This is a genomic window from Citrobacter amalonaticus (genome assembly GCF_018252635.1).
GTDB classification, from domain to species: domain Bacteria; phylum Pseudomonadota; class Gammaproteobacteria; order Enterobacterales; family Enterobacteriaceae; genus Citrobacter_A; species Citrobacter_A amalonaticus_E.
In genome coordinates this window covers 79,472-94,649 of record NZ_JAGTXM010000006.1, presented here as the reverse complement: position 1 = coordinate 94,649, position 15,178 = coordinate 79,472, and the positions used below count along the sequence as shown (strand labels likewise).

Annotated in this window: 13 protein-coding genes; 1 reads left to right on the top strand and 12 read right to left on the bottom strand. The window is 54.2% G+C overall.

Annotated features, from left to right (window positions below):
- Positions 1–34 precede the first annotated feature (34 nt).
- Complete coding sequence (gene guaA, locus KE671_RS18070) at positions 35–1,612, bottom strand: glutamine-hydrolyzing GMP synthase (protein WP_206164444.1); 1,578 nt, start codon at positions 1,610–1,612, stop codon at positions 35–37.
- 66 nt (positions 1,613–1,678) lie between these two features.
- Positions 1,679–3,145 (bottom strand): IMP dehydrogenase, encoded by a 1,467-nt coding sequence (gene guaB / locus KE671_RS18065; RefSeq protein WP_206164445.1) that lies wholly within the window; start codon positions 3,143–3,145, stop codon positions 1,679–1,681.
- A 161-nt stretch (positions 3,146–3,306) separates the two neighbouring features.
- On the opposite strand from guaB, the gene xseA reads away from it, so the two are divergent.
- On the top strand, positions 3,307–4,686 hold the full coding sequence (gene xseA / locus KE671_RS18060; protein WP_206164446.1) for an exodeoxyribonuclease VII large subunit: 1,380 nt from the start codon (positions 3,307–3,309) through the stop codon (positions 4,684–4,686).
- A 5-nt stretch (positions 4,687–4,691) separates the two neighbouring features.
- Here the strand turns inward: xseA and KE671_RS18055 are convergent, their stop codons facing one another.
- The 10 genes from KE671_RS18055 to ndk form a co-directional block, all read right to left on the bottom strand.
- Positions 4,692–4,913 (bottom strand): zinc ribbon domain-containing protein, encoded by a 222-nt coding sequence (locus tag KE671_RS18055; RefSeq protein ID WP_206164447.1) that lies wholly within the window; start codon positions 4,911–4,913, stop codon positions 4,692–4,694.
- A gap of 34 nt (positions 4,914–4,947) precedes the next feature.
- Positions 4,948–6,018: a DUF2786 domain-containing protein gene (locus KE671_RS18050; RefSeq protein ID WP_206164448.1), complete on the bottom strand. Its 1,071-nt coding sequence runs from the start codon at positions 6,016–6,018 to the stop codon at positions 4,948–4,950.
- A 132-nt stretch (positions 6,019–6,150) separates the two neighbouring features.
- Complete coding sequence (gene der / locus KE671_RS18045) at positions 6,151–7,623, bottom strand: ribosome biogenesis GTPase Der (protein ID WP_206164449.1); 1,473 nt, start codon at positions 7,621–7,623, stop codon at positions 6,151–6,153.
- Positions 7,624–7,741: 118 nt separating this feature from the next.
- The gene (gene bamB, locus KE671_RS18040) at positions 7,742–8,920 is read right to left on the bottom strand and encodes an outer membrane protein assembly factor BamB (protein WP_206164450.1); all 1,179 of its coding nucleotides are present in this window, start codon (positions 8,918–8,920) and stop codon (positions 7,742–7,744) included.
- Positions 8,921–8,930: 10 nt separating this feature from the next.
- Positions 8,931–9,551, bottom strand: coding sequence for a YfgM family protein (locus tag KE671_RS18035; protein ID WP_206164451.1), 621 nt, complete (start codon positions 9,549–9,551; stop codon positions 8,931–8,933).
- Between the two features lie 13 nt (positions 9,552–9,564).
- Positions 9,565–10,854 carry a histidine--tRNA ligase gene (gene hisS, locus KE671_RS18030; RefSeq protein WP_206164452.1) on the bottom strand — a complete coding sequence of 430 codons (1,290 nt, stop codon included), beginning with the start codon at positions 10,852–10,854 and terminating at the stop codon, positions 9,565–9,567.
- Positions 10,855–10,964: 110 nt separating this feature from the next.
- Positions 10,965–12,083, bottom strand: a complete 1,119-nt coding sequence (gene ispG, locus KE671_RS18025; protein WP_206164453.1) for a flavodoxin-dependent (E)-4-hydroxy-3-methylbut-2-enyl-diphosphate synthase — start codon at positions 12,081–12,083, stop codon at positions 10,965–10,967.
- A 26-nt stretch (positions 12,084–12,109) separates the two neighbouring features.
- A complete protein-coding gene (rodZ, locus tag KE671_RS18020; RefSeq protein WP_206164454.1) occupies positions 12,110–13,102 on the bottom strand; it encodes a cytoskeleton protein RodZ in 993 nt (330 codons plus the stop codon).
- A gap of 287 nt (positions 13,103–13,389) precedes the next feature.
- Positions 13,390–14,556, bottom strand: a complete 1,167-nt coding sequence (locus KE671_RS18015) for a bifunctional tRNA (adenosine(37)-C2)-methyltransferase TrmG/ribosomal RNA large subunit methyltransferase RlmN (RefSeq protein WP_061074965.1) — start codon at positions 14,554–14,556, stop codon at positions 13,390–13,392.
- 159 nt (positions 14,557–14,715) lie between these two features.
- Positions 14,716–15,147: a nucleoside-diphosphate kinase gene (gene ndk, locus KE671_RS18010; protein ID WP_046485030.1), complete on the bottom strand. Its 432-nt coding sequence runs from the start codon at positions 15,145–15,147 to the stop codon at positions 14,716–14,718.
- Positions 15,148–15,178 lie beyond the last annotated feature (31 nt).

Genomic DNA, 15,178 nt, shown 5'->3' with positions numbered 1-15,178 from the left:
TTTATTGATTATACGTCAGTGACGCGTGGAGAGATTATTCCCACTCAATCGTGGCTGGCGGCTTGCCGCTAATATCATAGACGACACGGGAAATACCGTTCACTTCGTTAATGATACGGTTAGACACGCGGCCCAGGAAGTCATACGGCAGATGCGCCCAGTGCGCGGTCATGAAGTCGATAGTTTCGACCGCGCGCAGAGAAACCACCCAGTCGTACTTACGACCATCGCCCATTACACCAACAGAGCGAACCGGCAGGAACACGGTGAACGCCTGACTCACTTTGTTGTACAGATCAGCCTTGTGCAATTCTTCAATGAAGATAGCGTCTGCACGTCGTAACAGGTCGCAATACTCTTTCTTCACTTCACCCAGCACGCGTACGCCCAGACCTGGCCCCGGGAACGGGTGACGGTAGAGCATGTCGTACGGCAGGCCCAGCTCCAGACCAATTTTACGTACTTCGTCTTTGAACAGCTCTTTCAGCGGCTCAACCAGGCCCATCTTCATCTCTTTCGGCAGACCGCCTACGTTGTGGTGAGATTTGATGACGTGCGCTTTACCGGTCGCAGAGGCGGCAGATTCAATTACGTCCGGATAGATGGTGCCCTGCGCCAGCCATTTCACATCTTCCAGCTTCAGCGCTTCTTCATCGAAGACTTCAACAAAGACACGGCCAATGATCTTACGTTTTGCTTCCGGATCGTTCTCGCCTTTCAGCGCGGTCAGGAAACGATCTTCTGCCGGGACGTGAACAATGTTCAGACCAAAGTGGTCACCGAACATGTCCATGACCTGTTGGGCTTCGTTCAGGCGCAGCAGACCGTTATCGACGAAGACGCAGGTCAGGTTTTTGCCGATCGCGCGATGCAGCAACATCGCCGTGACGGAAGAGTCCACGCCACCCGACAGGCCGAGGATCACTTTGTCATCCCCTACCTGCTGGCGGATGCGCTCAACGGCGTCGTCGATGATTTTGGCCGGTGTCCACAGGGCTTCACACTGGCAGATGTCGCGAACAAAACGCTCCAGCATGCGCATCCCCTGACGGGTGTGAGTCACTTCCGGATGGAACTGCACGCCGTAGAAGCGTTTTTCTTCGTTCGCCATAATGGCAAACGGGCAGCTTTCGGTGCTGGCAACGGTGACGAAATCGGACGGGATCGCCGTCACTTTATCGCCATGGCTCATCCACACATCCAGCAGCGGTTTGCCGTCTGCGGTCAGGGAGTCCTCGATACCGCGAACCAGCGCGCTGTCGGTCACCACTTCAACCTGCGCGTAGCCAAATTCACGCTCAGTCGAACCTTCAACATGACCGCCCAGCTGCATCGCCATCGTCTGCATGCCGTAGCATACGCCGAAGACCGGAACACCGGCTTCGAAAACGTATTGCGGTGCACGCGGGCTGTTTTCTTCGGTGGTACTTTCCGGGCCGCCGGAAAGTATGATACCGCTAGGATTAAACTCGCGAATCTGTGCTTCAGTTACATCCCACGCCCACAGTTCACAGTAAACGCCCAGCTCACGCACGCGACGTGCAACCAGTTGTGTGTACTGCGATCCGAAATCAAGGATGAGAATGCGATGCTTGTGAATATTGTCTGTCATTGACGCTAATTCCGAGGCAAGTGAAACCAAAAAAGCGCCCGGTCTGAAACCGGGCGCGGAAACCGATCAGGAGCCCAGACGGTAGTTCGGGGATTCCTTGGTGATGGTCACGTCGTGAACGTGACTTTCCTGAATACCCGCACCGCTGATACGTACGAATTCTGCTTTAGTACGCAATTCGTCGATAGTACCACAGCCGGTCAGGCCCATACAGGAGCGCAGGCCGCCCATCTGCTGGTGAATAATCTCTTTCAGGCGACCTTTATAGGCAACGCGGCCTTCGATGCCTTCCGGCACCAGTTTGTCAGCGGCGTTATCACTCTGGAAGTAACGGTCAGAAGAGCCTTTGGACATAGCGCCAAGAGAGCCCATACCGCGATAAGATTTGTATGAACGGCCCTGGTAGAGTTCGATTTCACCCGGGGACTCTTCAGTACCCGCCAGCATGGATCCCACCATCACCGCGCTTGCGCCAGCCGCGATGGCTTTGGCGATATCGCCAGAGAAACGGATTCCGCCGTCAGCGATAACCGGAATGCCCATGCCTTCCAGCGCTTCAACAGCATCTGAAACTGCGGTGATCTGTGGAACACCCACGCCGGTCACGATACGGGTGGTACAGATAGAGCCAGGACCGATACCCACTTTTACCGCGCTCACGCCAGCGTCCGCCAGGGCACGAGCCCCCGCGCCGGTCGCCACGTTGCCGCCAATGATTTGCAGGTCCGGGTATTTCGCACGGGTTTCACGAATACGTTGCAAAACGCCTTCTGAATGGCCGTGAGAAGAGTCGATCAGCAGTACGTCAACACCGGCCGCTACCAGCGCATCAACACGCTCTTCGTTGCCAGCGCCTGCACCAACCGCCGCGCCAACGCGCAGACGACCATGCTCATCTTTACAGGAGTTCGGTTTACGCTCGGCTTTCTGGAAGTCTTTTACAGTGATCATGCCGAGCAGGTGGAAGCTGTCATCGACAACCAGCGCTTTCTCAACGCGTTTCTCGTGCATTTTAGACAACACGACATCGCGCGCTTCGCCTTCGCGAACGGTGACCAGGCGCTCTTTAGGCGTCATGTAAACGCTGACCGGCTGGCTCAGATCGGTCACAAAGCGCACGTCACGACCGGTAATGATCCCGACCAGTTCATTGCCTTGCGTCACTACCGGGTAGCCAGCAAAGCCATTGCGTTCGGTCAGTTCTTTCACTTCACGCAGAGTGGTTGTCGGCAGAACGGTTTGCGGGTCAGTTACCACGCCAGATTCATGTTTTTTCACGCGGCGAACTTCTTCCGCCTGGCGCTCAATCGACATGTTTTTATGGATAAAACCGATGCCGCCTTCCTGTGCCAGTGCAATTGCGAGGCGCGCTTCAGTCACGGTATCCATTGCTGCGGAGAGCATAGGAATGTTCAGACGAATGGTTTTCGTCAACTGCGTGCTGAGGTCGGCAGTATTCGGCAGAACGGTGGAATGAGCGGGAACGAGGAGGACGTCGTCAAACGTCAAAGCTTCTTTAGCAATACGTAGCATGGGCAATATCTCTAACCTGGGGGTGGATAAATATTGCCGTGGCATTATACAGAGCGTAATCGGTTGCATCCACACTTTTTTGCAAATAATGCTTGCGCTCCCGCTCAGGCGGGTTACTATCGATTGAATAACCTGCTGATTTAGAATTTGATCCCGCTCACATGTTATCCTCTCAGACCTCCGCAATTTTTACCGTTAGCCGCCTTAATCAGACGGTTCGTCTGCTGTTAGAACAAGAGATGGGTCAGGTCTGGATCAGCGGTGAGATTTCCAATTTCTCGCAGCCGTCATCGGGGCACTGGTACTTCACGCTGAAAGATGACACGGCGCAGGTCCGCTGTGCGATGTTTCGCAACAGCAATCGTCGGGTGACCTTTCGCCCCCAGCACGGCCAGCAGGTGCTGGTTCGCGCCAATATTACCCTGTACGAGCCGCGCGGCGACTATCAGATTATCGTCGAAAGCATGCAGCCTGCCGGTGAAGGTCTGCTCCAGCAGAAGTATGAACAGTTAAAAGCCAAATTGCAGGCTGAAGGGCTTTTTGATCAGCAGCATAAGCAACCACTTCCCTCTCCAGCCCATTGCGTGGGGGTAATTACCTCGAAAACCGGTGCCGCACTGCATGACATTCTCCATGTATTGAAACGCCGCGATCCCTCTCTGCCAGTCATTATCTATCCAACCGCCGTTCAGGGGGATGACGCTCCGGGGCAGATTGTCCGTGCGATAGAACTGGCGAATCGCCGCAAGGAGTGTGACGTTCTTATTGTCGGGCGCGGTGGCGGATCGCTGGAAGATTTGTGGAGCTTTAACGACGAGCGCGTCGCACGGGCTATTTTTACCAGCGCGATCCCGGTAGTCAGCGCCGTCGGCCACGAAACGGACGTCACCATTGCCGATTTTATTGCCGACCTGCGTGCGCCAACGCCTTCGGCTGCCGCTGAAATGGTCAGCCGAAATCAGCAGGAATTGCTGCGCCAGATCCTGTCCGCCCAGCAGCGTCTCGGCATGGCGATGGATTACTTTCTGGCAAACCGCAGTCGCCGATTCACCCAGATTTACCACCGCCTGCAACAGCAGCATCCACAGTTGCGTCTCGCCCGTCAGCAGACGGCGCTGGAGCGATTGCATCAGCGCATGAGCGTGGCCATCGATAGCCAGTTGAAACGCACTAGCCAGCAACAATCCCGCTTGCTGCAACGCCTGAATCAGCAAAATCCTCAGTCCCGCATTCACCGGGCGCAAAACCGCATTCAGCAACTGGAATACCGTCTGGCGGAGAATGTACGATCGCGCCTGAGTGCCTCACGCGAACGCTTCGGGAACACGGTAACGCACCTGGAAGCCGTCAGCCCCCTCTCCACGCTGGCGCGGGGTTATAGCGTCTCCACGGCCACCGATGGCAAAGTGCTGAAAAAAGTGAAACAGGTGAAAGCGGGTGATGTGATGACCACCCGGCTGGAAGACGGCTGGGTGGAAAGCCAGATTACCGATGTTAAGCCGGTGAAAACCACGCGAAAGCGCAAGCCAGCGCTGAAATAATCGCTTTATTTGTCAGTAACAACGAACTCAACGCGTTTTTTTGAAATCAATCCGTGGCCGTTCTGGCAAAAATAATCCACCGCACCGCAGGCTTTTAACACCTGGAGCGGCTTGTGGCAGTCCGGACAATGCGCTTCCACGGTAAAGTCTGTATGACAGGTTGCGCAATGGGCCGTTTCACCATTGCGCTCCAACGGGTTATGACAAACAGGACACATCAGTTCCATACTATCTCCTCACGCTCCTCTTCTGAGGATACCATCAATTATTGGGGGCTCTGTCCTGAAGATACTGACCCAATGTCTTTTCTGACGTGAAACAGGTAAAGGTCATCTTCGGGTTCCAGTAACGTTCAATCGCCCCAAAAACATCAACTGCGACTTCGTCACCATTTTCAAGCTTGTACATCCCGTTTCCTTCGGCTGTCACGACCCGTATTCCGGATTTATTTTTACCAAAAGCAATCTCAGAAGGACTGACAAAGAAAAAGGTCTGCATCTTGTAACTCACATTGCCACCGCCATTGTACTTTTCCGTACCGTCGGCCAGACAGGAATAAACCGCCCGGCTTTTCGCCGAGTATTCAATGATGTTAACCACAGCAGGTCGCGGCGGTGCAACAGGCGTAACGGGTACGGGTTTCTGAACGGGTTCTGCCTGAGGCTGATACTTCTCAGCCGGTGCCGACAACCTTGCAGGCGGCGATACGGGCGTCGGCGTCACGACGACAGGCGTCTCTGGCCTATTGGCTAATGCCGTATCCGCTTGCGTTGGCGTTGGTGTTGGCGAGGAATGATTCAGACCAAAGATGACCAGCACTGCCACCACGGCGAGGATACTAAACCCGAATTTCTCCTCTTTTAGTTTGTCATACAATGACATTTTTCCTGGACGTGCCGCCGTTGTTTTCACCTGCTGTGCAGCGGCGTCCTGACGAGCGTGCTCATCTGCCTGCCGCTTTTGTTCGTGTGCTTTTTGCTCGGCCTGCTGGCGAAAGAATGCTTCGTCATAACGCTTTTTCTCTTCCGCCGCGCGCTTATGTTGTTCAGTCTGGTATTCCCGGTGCCTCTGTTCTGCTTCCTGCCGCGCCCGACGCTCGTTTGCCGCCTCCTGTCTGGCGGTTTCTGCGTCCCGACGATAACGTTCAGACTCTGCGGAACTATCGGCTGAAGCCCCACCACTGCCATAAATGTCTTCCATCGTCAGCCCATAAATTGCCATGTAGCGGCGGGCCCGGCTAAACGCGTTTGCGGATTCACCGTCATTTGAGGACTGCGCGGCAAGCGCCAGGAGCTTGCGGATTTGCTCGATTTGTTTTGCTTTATCGGTCATCAGACGATCTTCTAAAGACGGGCATCCGTGCGCCTGAGTCACATTACCAGAGTATCCACGGGATACGGACAGACACCAAAAAGCCCGACGGGCGCGGGCTCTTTGGGCGTTACCTGCGTGGCAGGTAAGTTATTACTTACTTTTCTTAATGTGTTTAATCAACCGTTTACGCTTGCGCATCTGGGTTGGGGTCAGCGTATTGCGCTTGTTCGCATACGGGTTCTCACCCTCTTTAAACTGAATGCGGATCGGCGTGCCCATCACTTCCAGCGACTTACGGAAGTAGTTCATCAGGTAGCGCTTATAGGAATCCGGCAGGTCTTTGACCTGGTTGCCGTGAATCACCACAATCGGTGGGTTATAGCCCCCCGCATGAGCATATTTGAGCTTCACACGACGACCACGGACCAGCGGTGGCTGATGATCTTCGACCGCCATTGTCATGATACGGGTCAGCATCGCCGTGCTAACGCGACGGGTTGAGCTGTCATAGGCTTCGCGGACGGATTCAAACAGGTTGCCGACACCGCTGCCATGCAGCGCAGAGATAAAGTGCACGCGCGCAAAGTCGATAAAGCCCAGACGGAAGTCCAGCGTCTCTTTCACCTGCTCTTTCACTTCCTGAGTCAGGCCATCCCACTTGTTCACCACAATGACAAGTGAGCGCCCACTATTGAGGATAAAGCCCAGCAGCGACAGATCCTGGTCAGAGATACCTTCGCGGGCATCAATCACCAGCAGAACCACGTTAGCGTCTTCGATCGCCTGCAATGTTTTGATAACTGAGAATTTTTCTACCGCATCGGTGATCTTGCCACGCTTACGCACCCCGGCGGTATCGATGAGAACATACTCACGCTCATCACGCTCCATCGGAATATAAATGCTGTCGCGGGTTGTGCCCGGCATATCATAAACAACGACGCGGTCTTCTCCCAGGATACGGTTAGTCAGTGTGGACTTACCGACGTTCGGACGACCAACAATCGCCAGCTTAATCGGCAGATCCTGCGGGTTGAAGTCATCTTCCGGCTCTTCTTCACCGTTCTCGTTGGCTTCGAACTGCGCCCAGTACTCGGCGTCTTCATCCACCTCTTCCTGCGGCGCGGCGTCGTCCATCCACGGCAGCAAAACATGTTCCAGCAGGCTGAGCACGCCACGGCCATGAGACGCGGCAATCGGATGAATTTCTCCCAGACCCAGCGAGTAGAAATCAACGATAGCCTGATCTGGATCGAGTCCGTCCGTTTTGTTGGCGACCAGGAACGTCGGTTTTTCACGGGAGCGTAAATGCTGGGCGATAGCTTCATCGGCAGGCATCAGGCCAGCACGCGCATCCACCATAAACAGCACCACATCCGCCTCTTCAATCGCCAGCAACGACTGTTCCGCCATGCGCGTTTCTACACCATCTTCGGTGCCATCAATACCGCCGGTATCGATGCAGATAAACTCACGGCCTTCAATCTCCGCACGACCGTACTTACGGTCACGAGTCAGACCCGGGAAATCCGCAACCAGCGCATCTCGGGTGCGAGTTAGACGGTTAAATAACGTGGATTTTCCGACGTTAGGGCGCCCGACAAGCGCGACCACAGGTACCATGTTTAAAGCCTCATTTTAAAAATCATCAGACAACAGACGCGATTTTTGCGTCGTTGTTAAAAACAGGAAAACGGCCCCTGCACCAGGAGCCGTTTTTTAAAACGTACGACCAGGACGATTAACGTGTAATGGAATACACGGTACCGTCTTTGGCCTGGATCAGCAGTTTGCCATCGGCAGAGACCGGTTCGGTCAGGAAGCCGGAGCTGTCTACTTTCTGCTGAGCCACAAAACGGCCGTCTTCGACGTTAAGCCAGTGCAGGTAACCTTCGCTGTCGCCCACCACCAGGTTGCCATTATACAACGCCGGGGAAGTCAGCAGACGGTGCAGAAGATCGCTCTGCGTCCACAGCGTGACGCCGCCATCGGTCGTCAGCGCCAGTACGCGGTCATTCTGATCCACCAGATAGATACGGTTGCCGTCGACGATAAAGTCGTTCACCGAGCCCAGTTCACGTTTCCACATGATCTGACCGCTGCGCAGATCCAGCGCGGTCAGGTTGCCATTATAAGCCAGGGCGTAAACGACGCCATTGACGATAACCGGGGTAGTGTCCACATCGCTCAGACGGTCAATCTCGGTAGAACCGGTCGCCTGAGAAATACGCTGTTGCCAGATCATCTGGCCTTGCTGCATGAGAACAGCGCTCACCCGGCCGTTATCGCCTCCGACAATGGCCGCGCCAAAGGCGGTTGCCGGCGCAGACTCACCACGCAGGGACAGTGAAGGCATATCCAGATTTACGGTCCACTTAATCGCGCCATCAGCTTCATTCAGCGCCTGCAACTGACCATTGCTGGTGTGAATCAACACCAGCCCGTCGCTGACTACCGGACGGGAGAGCGCTTCGCCTGCCACTTTAGTTTGCCATGCAACCGTACCGTCCGCCGCGTTCAGCGCATAAACCTGCGCTTTTTCGCTGCCAATATAGACGTGACCGCCAGCAATCGTTACGCCGCCAGACAACTGTGCTGATGAGCGTGAGAACCAACCATCTTTCTCACCCAGGTTAATCGACCAGACTTCTTTACCGTCATCCGCATTCAACGCTTTCACCACGCCAGCGCGATCGGCAGCGTAGACTACGTTATCAGCATAGGCCGGATGTAGGTTGGAATAGAAATCACCGATACCATTGCCTACAGACGTGCTCCAGGCCGTAGACGGGGAAAACTGATTTTCAACCACCGGTAATGGGGACATTTTAACAACGTCTTCTTCGCCACTAAACAGTGAACAGCCGCTCAACAGGGTAACGGAAAGCAGCCCTGGCAGAAGTAATTTACGCAATTGCATCGGGTCCCTCTCAGATGGACAAATTATTGATTTTCATCTGCATCATTTCGCTCAGCGCCGGGGAGGCGTTACTTTTCACACCCGCTTCCCACGCACTACGCGCACCTTGTTTATCACCTTTGCTCAGCAGTGCTTCGCCGCGCAGATCGGCAACAATCGCCGCCCATCCTTCTCCCTTCACGCTATCAAGGGTTTTCAGCGCCGTATCCGCCTGCTTGAGTTGAACCTGAACACGAGCAAGACGCAGCGTGATCACCGCGTTAAGATTCTCATCACTCGTGGCGGCCAGTCCCTGCTGAAGCTGGGCTGCGGCTTTTTCAAGTTGATTTTGATCGACAAACTGCTGCGCCAGTTCCATCGACGCTAACGCGCCGTAGGTGTTCTTATTGTCAGCAGCAAATTTCTCTGCGGCTGACAGGTCTTCCGCTTTACCCGCACTGAGCGAACTCACCACGGTTTGATATGACAGAGAAGCCGCGCGTGCGGACTCAGTCTGATGACTGTTCCAGTAGCGCCAGCCTACCAGCGCGCCAACACCTAAAATAACCCCAACAGCCAGAGCTTTGCCGTTTTCGGCAAAGAAGCGTTTAATCGCTTCGACCTGGTCGTTTTCGTTCTCGTAAATTTCCACGCAGTCCTTCTCCTTAAGCCATTAACGTGCGCAAATGAGCGGCAACGCTATCCTGTGCCACCTCAGTTTGCTCACCGGAGCGCAAATCTTTCACTACAACGGTACCGGCAGCCACTTCGGACTCACCAAGCACCAGTGCAACTCGGGCGCCCCATTTATCAGCTCGGGCAAACTGTTTCTTAAAATTGCCGCCGCCGTGGTTTGTCATCAGCTTCACGCCCGGGATTTCATCACGCACGCGTTCAGCCAGTGTCATTGCCGCAGACTGCGTATCCGCACCTGAAGCGACCAGGTATATATCGACAACAGAATCGGCTTTAAATTCCGGATTAACTGCCTGAACCAGTAAAACAAGTCGTTCCAGGCCCATTGCAAAGCCCACACCCGGGGTCGCGCGACCGCCGAGTTGCTCAACCAGTCCGTCATAACGACCGCCCGCACAGACAGTGCCTTGTGAGCCCAGACTGCTGGTGACCCACTCAAACACCGTGCGGTTATAGTAATCGAGACCGCGCACCAGACGCTGGTTAACGGTGTAGGCAATGCCTGCGGCTTCCAGCAGTTTACACAGACCCGCAAAGTGCTCGCGGGAATCGTCATCCAGATAGTCACCAAGCTGAGGAGCATCGTTGAGCAACGCCTGCACATCCGGATTTTTTGAATCCAGCACGCGAAGCGGGTTTGAGTACATGCGACGTTTACAATCTTCGTCCAGTTTCTCAATGTGTTGTTCCAGGAACGCCACCAGCGCATCGCGATAATTTGCACGCGCTTCCAGCGAACCAATGGAGTTCAGTTCCAGATTGACATGCTCGGCGATACCCAGTTCACGCCACCAGCGTGCGGTTAGCATGATCAGTTCGGCATCAATGTCCGGTCCTTGCAGACCAAAGACTTCAAGCCCAATCTGGTGAAATTGACGATAGCGCCCTTTCTGCGGACGCTCATGGCGGAACATCGGTCCGATGTACCACAGACGCTGTTCCTGATTGTACAGGAGACCATGCTCGATGCCGGCGCGTACACAGCCCGCAGTGCCTTCGGGACGAAGAGTTAGCGATATCACCTCTTTGGCATCGCGTTCGCGATCGTTGAAGGTATACATCTCTTTTTCAACCACATCGGTGACTTCGCCAATAGCGCGCTTAAACAGTGGCGTTTGCTCAAGAATAGGTGTACGAATCTCACTGTAACCGTAAGATTCAACGACGCCCTTAATAATGCGCTCAACGCGTTGCCATACAGCGGTTTCTACCGGCAAATAATCATTCATACCGCGTACAGACTGAATTTTCTTCGACACGTTTATTCTCTTTCTGAATATAAAAATGAACCCTCAGCGCTTCCCCGAGCGATACGGGAGCCATGCGGGTTCAATCATACACGGGAAGCACGCCGCTTCCCATCACGTTGTTATTTCTCAACCTGTTGCACATTGATCCGCTGTGCTTCGTCAAGCATCGTCGCTTTGGCACGAATACGGGCTTCGAGCTGGTCGATCATATCGCTATTATCCAGACGATCTTTGCGAACGCCATCTTCGTAGAGACCACTTTTCTTGTTGCCGCCGGTCACACCCAGCGTGGACACCAGCGCTTCGCCCGGACCGTTAACCACGCAGCCAATAATGGAGACATCCATTGGCGTAATGATGTCTTCCAGACGCTGTTCCAGCGCGTTAACCGTACCGATCACGTCAAATTCCTGACGCGAACAGGTCGGACAGGCGATGAAGTTGATCCCACGAGCACGAATGCGCAAAGACTTCAGGATATCGAAACCGACCTTGATCTCTTCCACCGGATCGGCCGCCAGCGAAACGCGCAGCGTATCACCAATCCCTTCGGACAGCAGCAGGCCCAGACCAATCGCCGATTTCACCGCACCACTGCGCGCACCACCGGCTTCGGTGATCCCTAAATGCAGGGGCTGATCGATTTGCTTCGCCAACAGGCGATAGGATTCCACGGCGAGGAAAACGTCAGACGCTTTTACGCTGACCTTGAACTGATCAAAGTTCAGACGATCGAGATGATCCACATGGCGCATTGCCGATTCCAGCAAGGCTTGCGGCGTCGGTTCGCCGTACTTTTCCTGCAGATCTTTTTCCAGCGATCCGGCGTTAACACCGATGCGAATCGGGATGTTTTTGTCACGAGCGCAATCCACCACCATGCGGATACGCTCTTCATTGCCGATGTTGCCTGGATTAATACGCAGGCAGTCAACGCCGTACTCCGCCACTTTGAGCGCAATACGGTAGTCGAAGTGAATGTCTGCAACCAGCGGAACGGAAACCTGTTGCTTAATCAGTTTGAAGGCTTCCGCGGCATCCATTGTAGGTACGGAGACACGAACAATGTCAGCGCCAACGCGTTCCAGCGCTTTGATCTGATTAACCGTCGCGTCCACATCCGTGGTCCGCGTGTTGGTCATCGACTGGACAGCGATGGGAGCCCCATCGCCAATCGGCACATTCCCAACGTAAATACGCGTTGATTTTCTACGTTGAATTGGAGCCTGGTTATGCATGAAAAATCTCCCGCGTTACCCGTCTATTACTGCGCCGGTGATTGTTCGGCATTTAGGGTCAGACGCGCAACCTGGTTAGTTCTGATAAAACGGCTCAGATCGACAGGTTTTCCTTGATACTGGATCTGTACCGCAGCCGGGGCGCCAATTTTAAGCTTGTAAGGCGCCTGACCGGTGAGGTTTAAATTACCATCTTTACGCTGCATTCCGCTGAACAGCTTTTTGCCCGTCGCATCGCTCACTTCCAGCCAGCAATCGGCAGTAAAGTTCATCACCAGCGCGTTTGGATCGGCAGCAGCTTCCACACCCGCCTGATCGGTCGGCAATGGTGCCGCGCCATTCGGCGTTGCCGGTGTCGCTGGCGTGGTTGTTGCGGTATCAACGTTGGCCTGAGAAGGGGCGACCACGGCGTTCTGCTGCGGGTCAACCGCAGGTGCCGTCGTCGGCGCAGGAACTTGCGCTGTCTCCGCCGGGCCGGTTGCCGCAGGCGTGTTGTCCTGAGTTGCCGTCGCACTGGTATCCAGCGGCACGCTTTGCGTGTTTTCGCTGTTAGCATTCAATTCAGCCGAGGACTGATCGGCCATCGTGGAGATCTCTTCCTGCTGCGCTTTGTGGTTTTGCCACCACCACGCGCCCGTCAGGCCAACCACCACAAACAGCACCAGCCAGGTAAACGTCATCAACCAGCCATCGCGCTTTTTACGGCGTTTGCCTAATGAGAAGCTCTGCATCGGCGCCACTTTCGCCGCACGCACCGGTGCCTGTTTTTCCAGAGCCGGTAGCAGTTCTTCTTCAGGAATATGGACCAGACGTGCATATGAACGAATGTATCCGCGCAGGAACGTTGAAGCCAAATCGGCAGGAGCCTTATCGTCTTCAATGTCGCGTACAGTGGATACCTTCAGGCAAAGTCGCTCAGCGACAGCCTGCTGGCTGAGTCCGAGTTGTTCACGGGCATTGCGTAGACGAACGCCGGTGGATTGTGCTTCATGTTGGTCGTGAGTGGCTTCAGTATTCATTCGCTACAGCTGCTGGTGAAAATTAGGGTTCAGGTGCCGGCGAGTCACAATGCCCACCCACACCGCGAAAATCGGTTCAGTCAACCTGAGTCAAACAGTATAAACCTCTCTGCTGACTCTTAACAAAAACAGCTTGAGCCTGAGGGCTAAACTATTGTCGCGCCGTACATACTGCCTTAAAGTCGACAAAAACGCACCGTTATTATTGACCAGACAAGTACAGCTCAGGCCCTCATGCAAATTACCTTGCGCCACAGCACAAAAATCAGGCTGTAGCGCGTTGTGCATCAGACGGTTTTAACGTCGATAGCCTCACCCTGCATACGCTTACGTAGCGTACGTTTAGTCCGGTCGATCACATCACCCGCCAGTTGTCCACAGGCAGCGTCAATATCATCACCGCGCGTTTTACGCACAATGGTGGTAAAGCCGTAGCTCATCAGCACCTTAGAGAAACGGTCAATACGGCTATTAGAGCTACGTCCATAAGGTGCCCCCGGGAATGGGTTCCATGGGATCAGGTTGATTTTACAAGGCGTATCTTTCAGCAACTCCGCCAGTTGATGCGCATGCTCTGTACCATCGTTAACGTGATCCAGCATGACGTATTCAATGGTGACACGTCCCTGGTTGGCATTGGATTTCTCCAGATAGCGGCGAACCGCGCCCAGGAAGGTCTCGATATTGTACTTTTTGTTGATCGGCACAATTTCGTCACGAATTTCGTCATTCGGCGCATGCAGCGAGATCGCCAGCGCGACGTCAATCATGTCGCCTAATTTGTCGAGCGCAGGCACGACGCCGGAAGTCGACAGCGTGACGCGACGCTTGGACAAACCGAAGCCGAAATCATCGAGCATGATTTCCATGGCCGGCACAACGTTCGTCAGGTTGAGCAACGGTTCACCCATCCCCATCATCACCACATTGGTGATCGGACGCTGACCGGTGATTTTCGCCGCGCCGACAATTTTTGCCGCACGCCAGACCTGACCAATAATTTCAGAAACGCGCAGGTTACGGTTAAAACCCTGCTGAGCAGTTGAACAGAATTTACACTCTAGCGCACAACCCACCTGCGAAGAGACGCACAGCGTGGCGCGATCCTCTTCCGGGATATACACCGTTTCGACGCGCTGATCGCCCACGGCGATCGCCCATTTGATGGTGCCATCGGAGGAGCGCTGTTCTTCAACTACTTCCGGTGCGCGGATTTCCGCCACCTCTTTGAGCTTGTTGCGCAGCACTTTGTTGATATCGGTCATCTCATCAAAGTTATCGCTGCAATAGTGGTACATCCATTTCATCACCTGGTCAGCGCGAAACGGCTTCTCGCCCATCTCTTTAAAGAATTCGCGCATCTGCTGACGGTTCAGATCAAGCAGGTTTATTTTGCCATTTTTCGCAGGAACCGCAGGAGTGATAATTTCGGAAGTGTTAACTAATTCAGACATAATTTTTTCCGGCCTCGTTGTTACACGTTATGGCCCATGGGAGGTTAAAAAGAAGCGCCCCGGAAAGCAGTGCTCATCCGGGGCGTTGCATTGTACAAAGTCTGGCGCAAGGATGCCACGTTTGCACGCGGCATTTAGCGAAAAATTAATCCCAATGGATCAACGTGTGCGAGCGCACACTTCGCCTTCACCGAAGAAATAGGCGATTTCGCGCTGGGCGGATTCCACGGAATCAGAGCCGTGAGTACCGTTTTCAGTGAAGCTGTCGGCATAGTCAGCACGCAGCGTACCCGCCAGGGCGTTTGCCGGGTTGGTTGCACCCAGCAGATCGCGGTGACGCTGTACCGCATTTTCGCTTTCCAACACGGACACCACGATAGGACCAGAGGTCATGAACTCAACCAGACCGTCGAAAAACGGCTTACCGTCATGCTCAGCGTAAAATCCACGCGCCTGCTCTACGCTCAGATGCAGCATTTTGGTGCCGACAATTTTGAACCCTGCTGCTTCAAAGCGCGCAAAGATATTACCAATAACGTTTTTTGCCACCGCGTTTGGCTTGATGATGGAAAAAGTACGTTCAATAGCCATGATTACCTCTGAAAGATGTTCTGTTGTGTTT

Coding starts and splice junctions, on each gene's coding strand:
- guaA (WP_206164444.1), bottom strand. CDS start 1,612: ATGACAGACAATATTCACAAGCATCGCATTCTCATCCTTGATTTCGGA.
- bamB (WP_206164450.1), bottom strand. CDS start 8,920: ATGCAATTGCGTAAATTACTTCTGCCAGGGCTGCTTTCCGTTACCCTG.
- ndk (WP_046485030.1), bottom strand. CDS start 15,147: ATGGCTATTGAACGTACTTTTTCCATCATCAAGCCAAACGCGGTGGCA.
- der (WP_206164449.1), bottom strand. CDS start 7,623: ATGGTACCTGTGGTCGCGCTTGTCGGGCGCCCTAACGTCGGAAAATCC.
- guaB (WP_206164445.1), bottom strand. CDS start 3,145: ATGCTACGTATTGCTAAAGAAGCTTTGACGTTTGACGACGTCCTCCTC.
- rodZ (WP_206164454.1), bottom strand. CDS start 13,102: ATGAATACTGAAGCCACTCACGACCAACATGAAGCACAATCCACCGGC.
- ispG (WP_206164453.1), bottom strand. CDS start 12,083: ATGCATAACCAGGCTCCAATTCAACGTAGAAAATCAACGCGTATTTAC.
- KE671_RS18055 (WP_206164447.1), bottom strand. CDS start 4,913: ATGGAACTGATGTGTCCTGTTTGTCATAACCCGTTGGAGCGCAATGGT.
- xseA (WP_206164446.1), top strand. CDS start 3,307: ATGTTATCCTCTCAGACCTCCGCAATTTTTACCGTTAGCCGCCTTAAT.
- KE671_RS18015 (WP_061074965.1), bottom strand. CDS start 14,556: ATGTCTGAATTAGTTAACACTTCCGAAATTATCACTCCTGCGGTTCCT.
- KE671_RS18050 (WP_206164448.1), bottom strand. CDS start 6,018: ATGACCGATAAAGCAAAACAAATCGAGCAAATCCGCAAGCTCCTGGCG.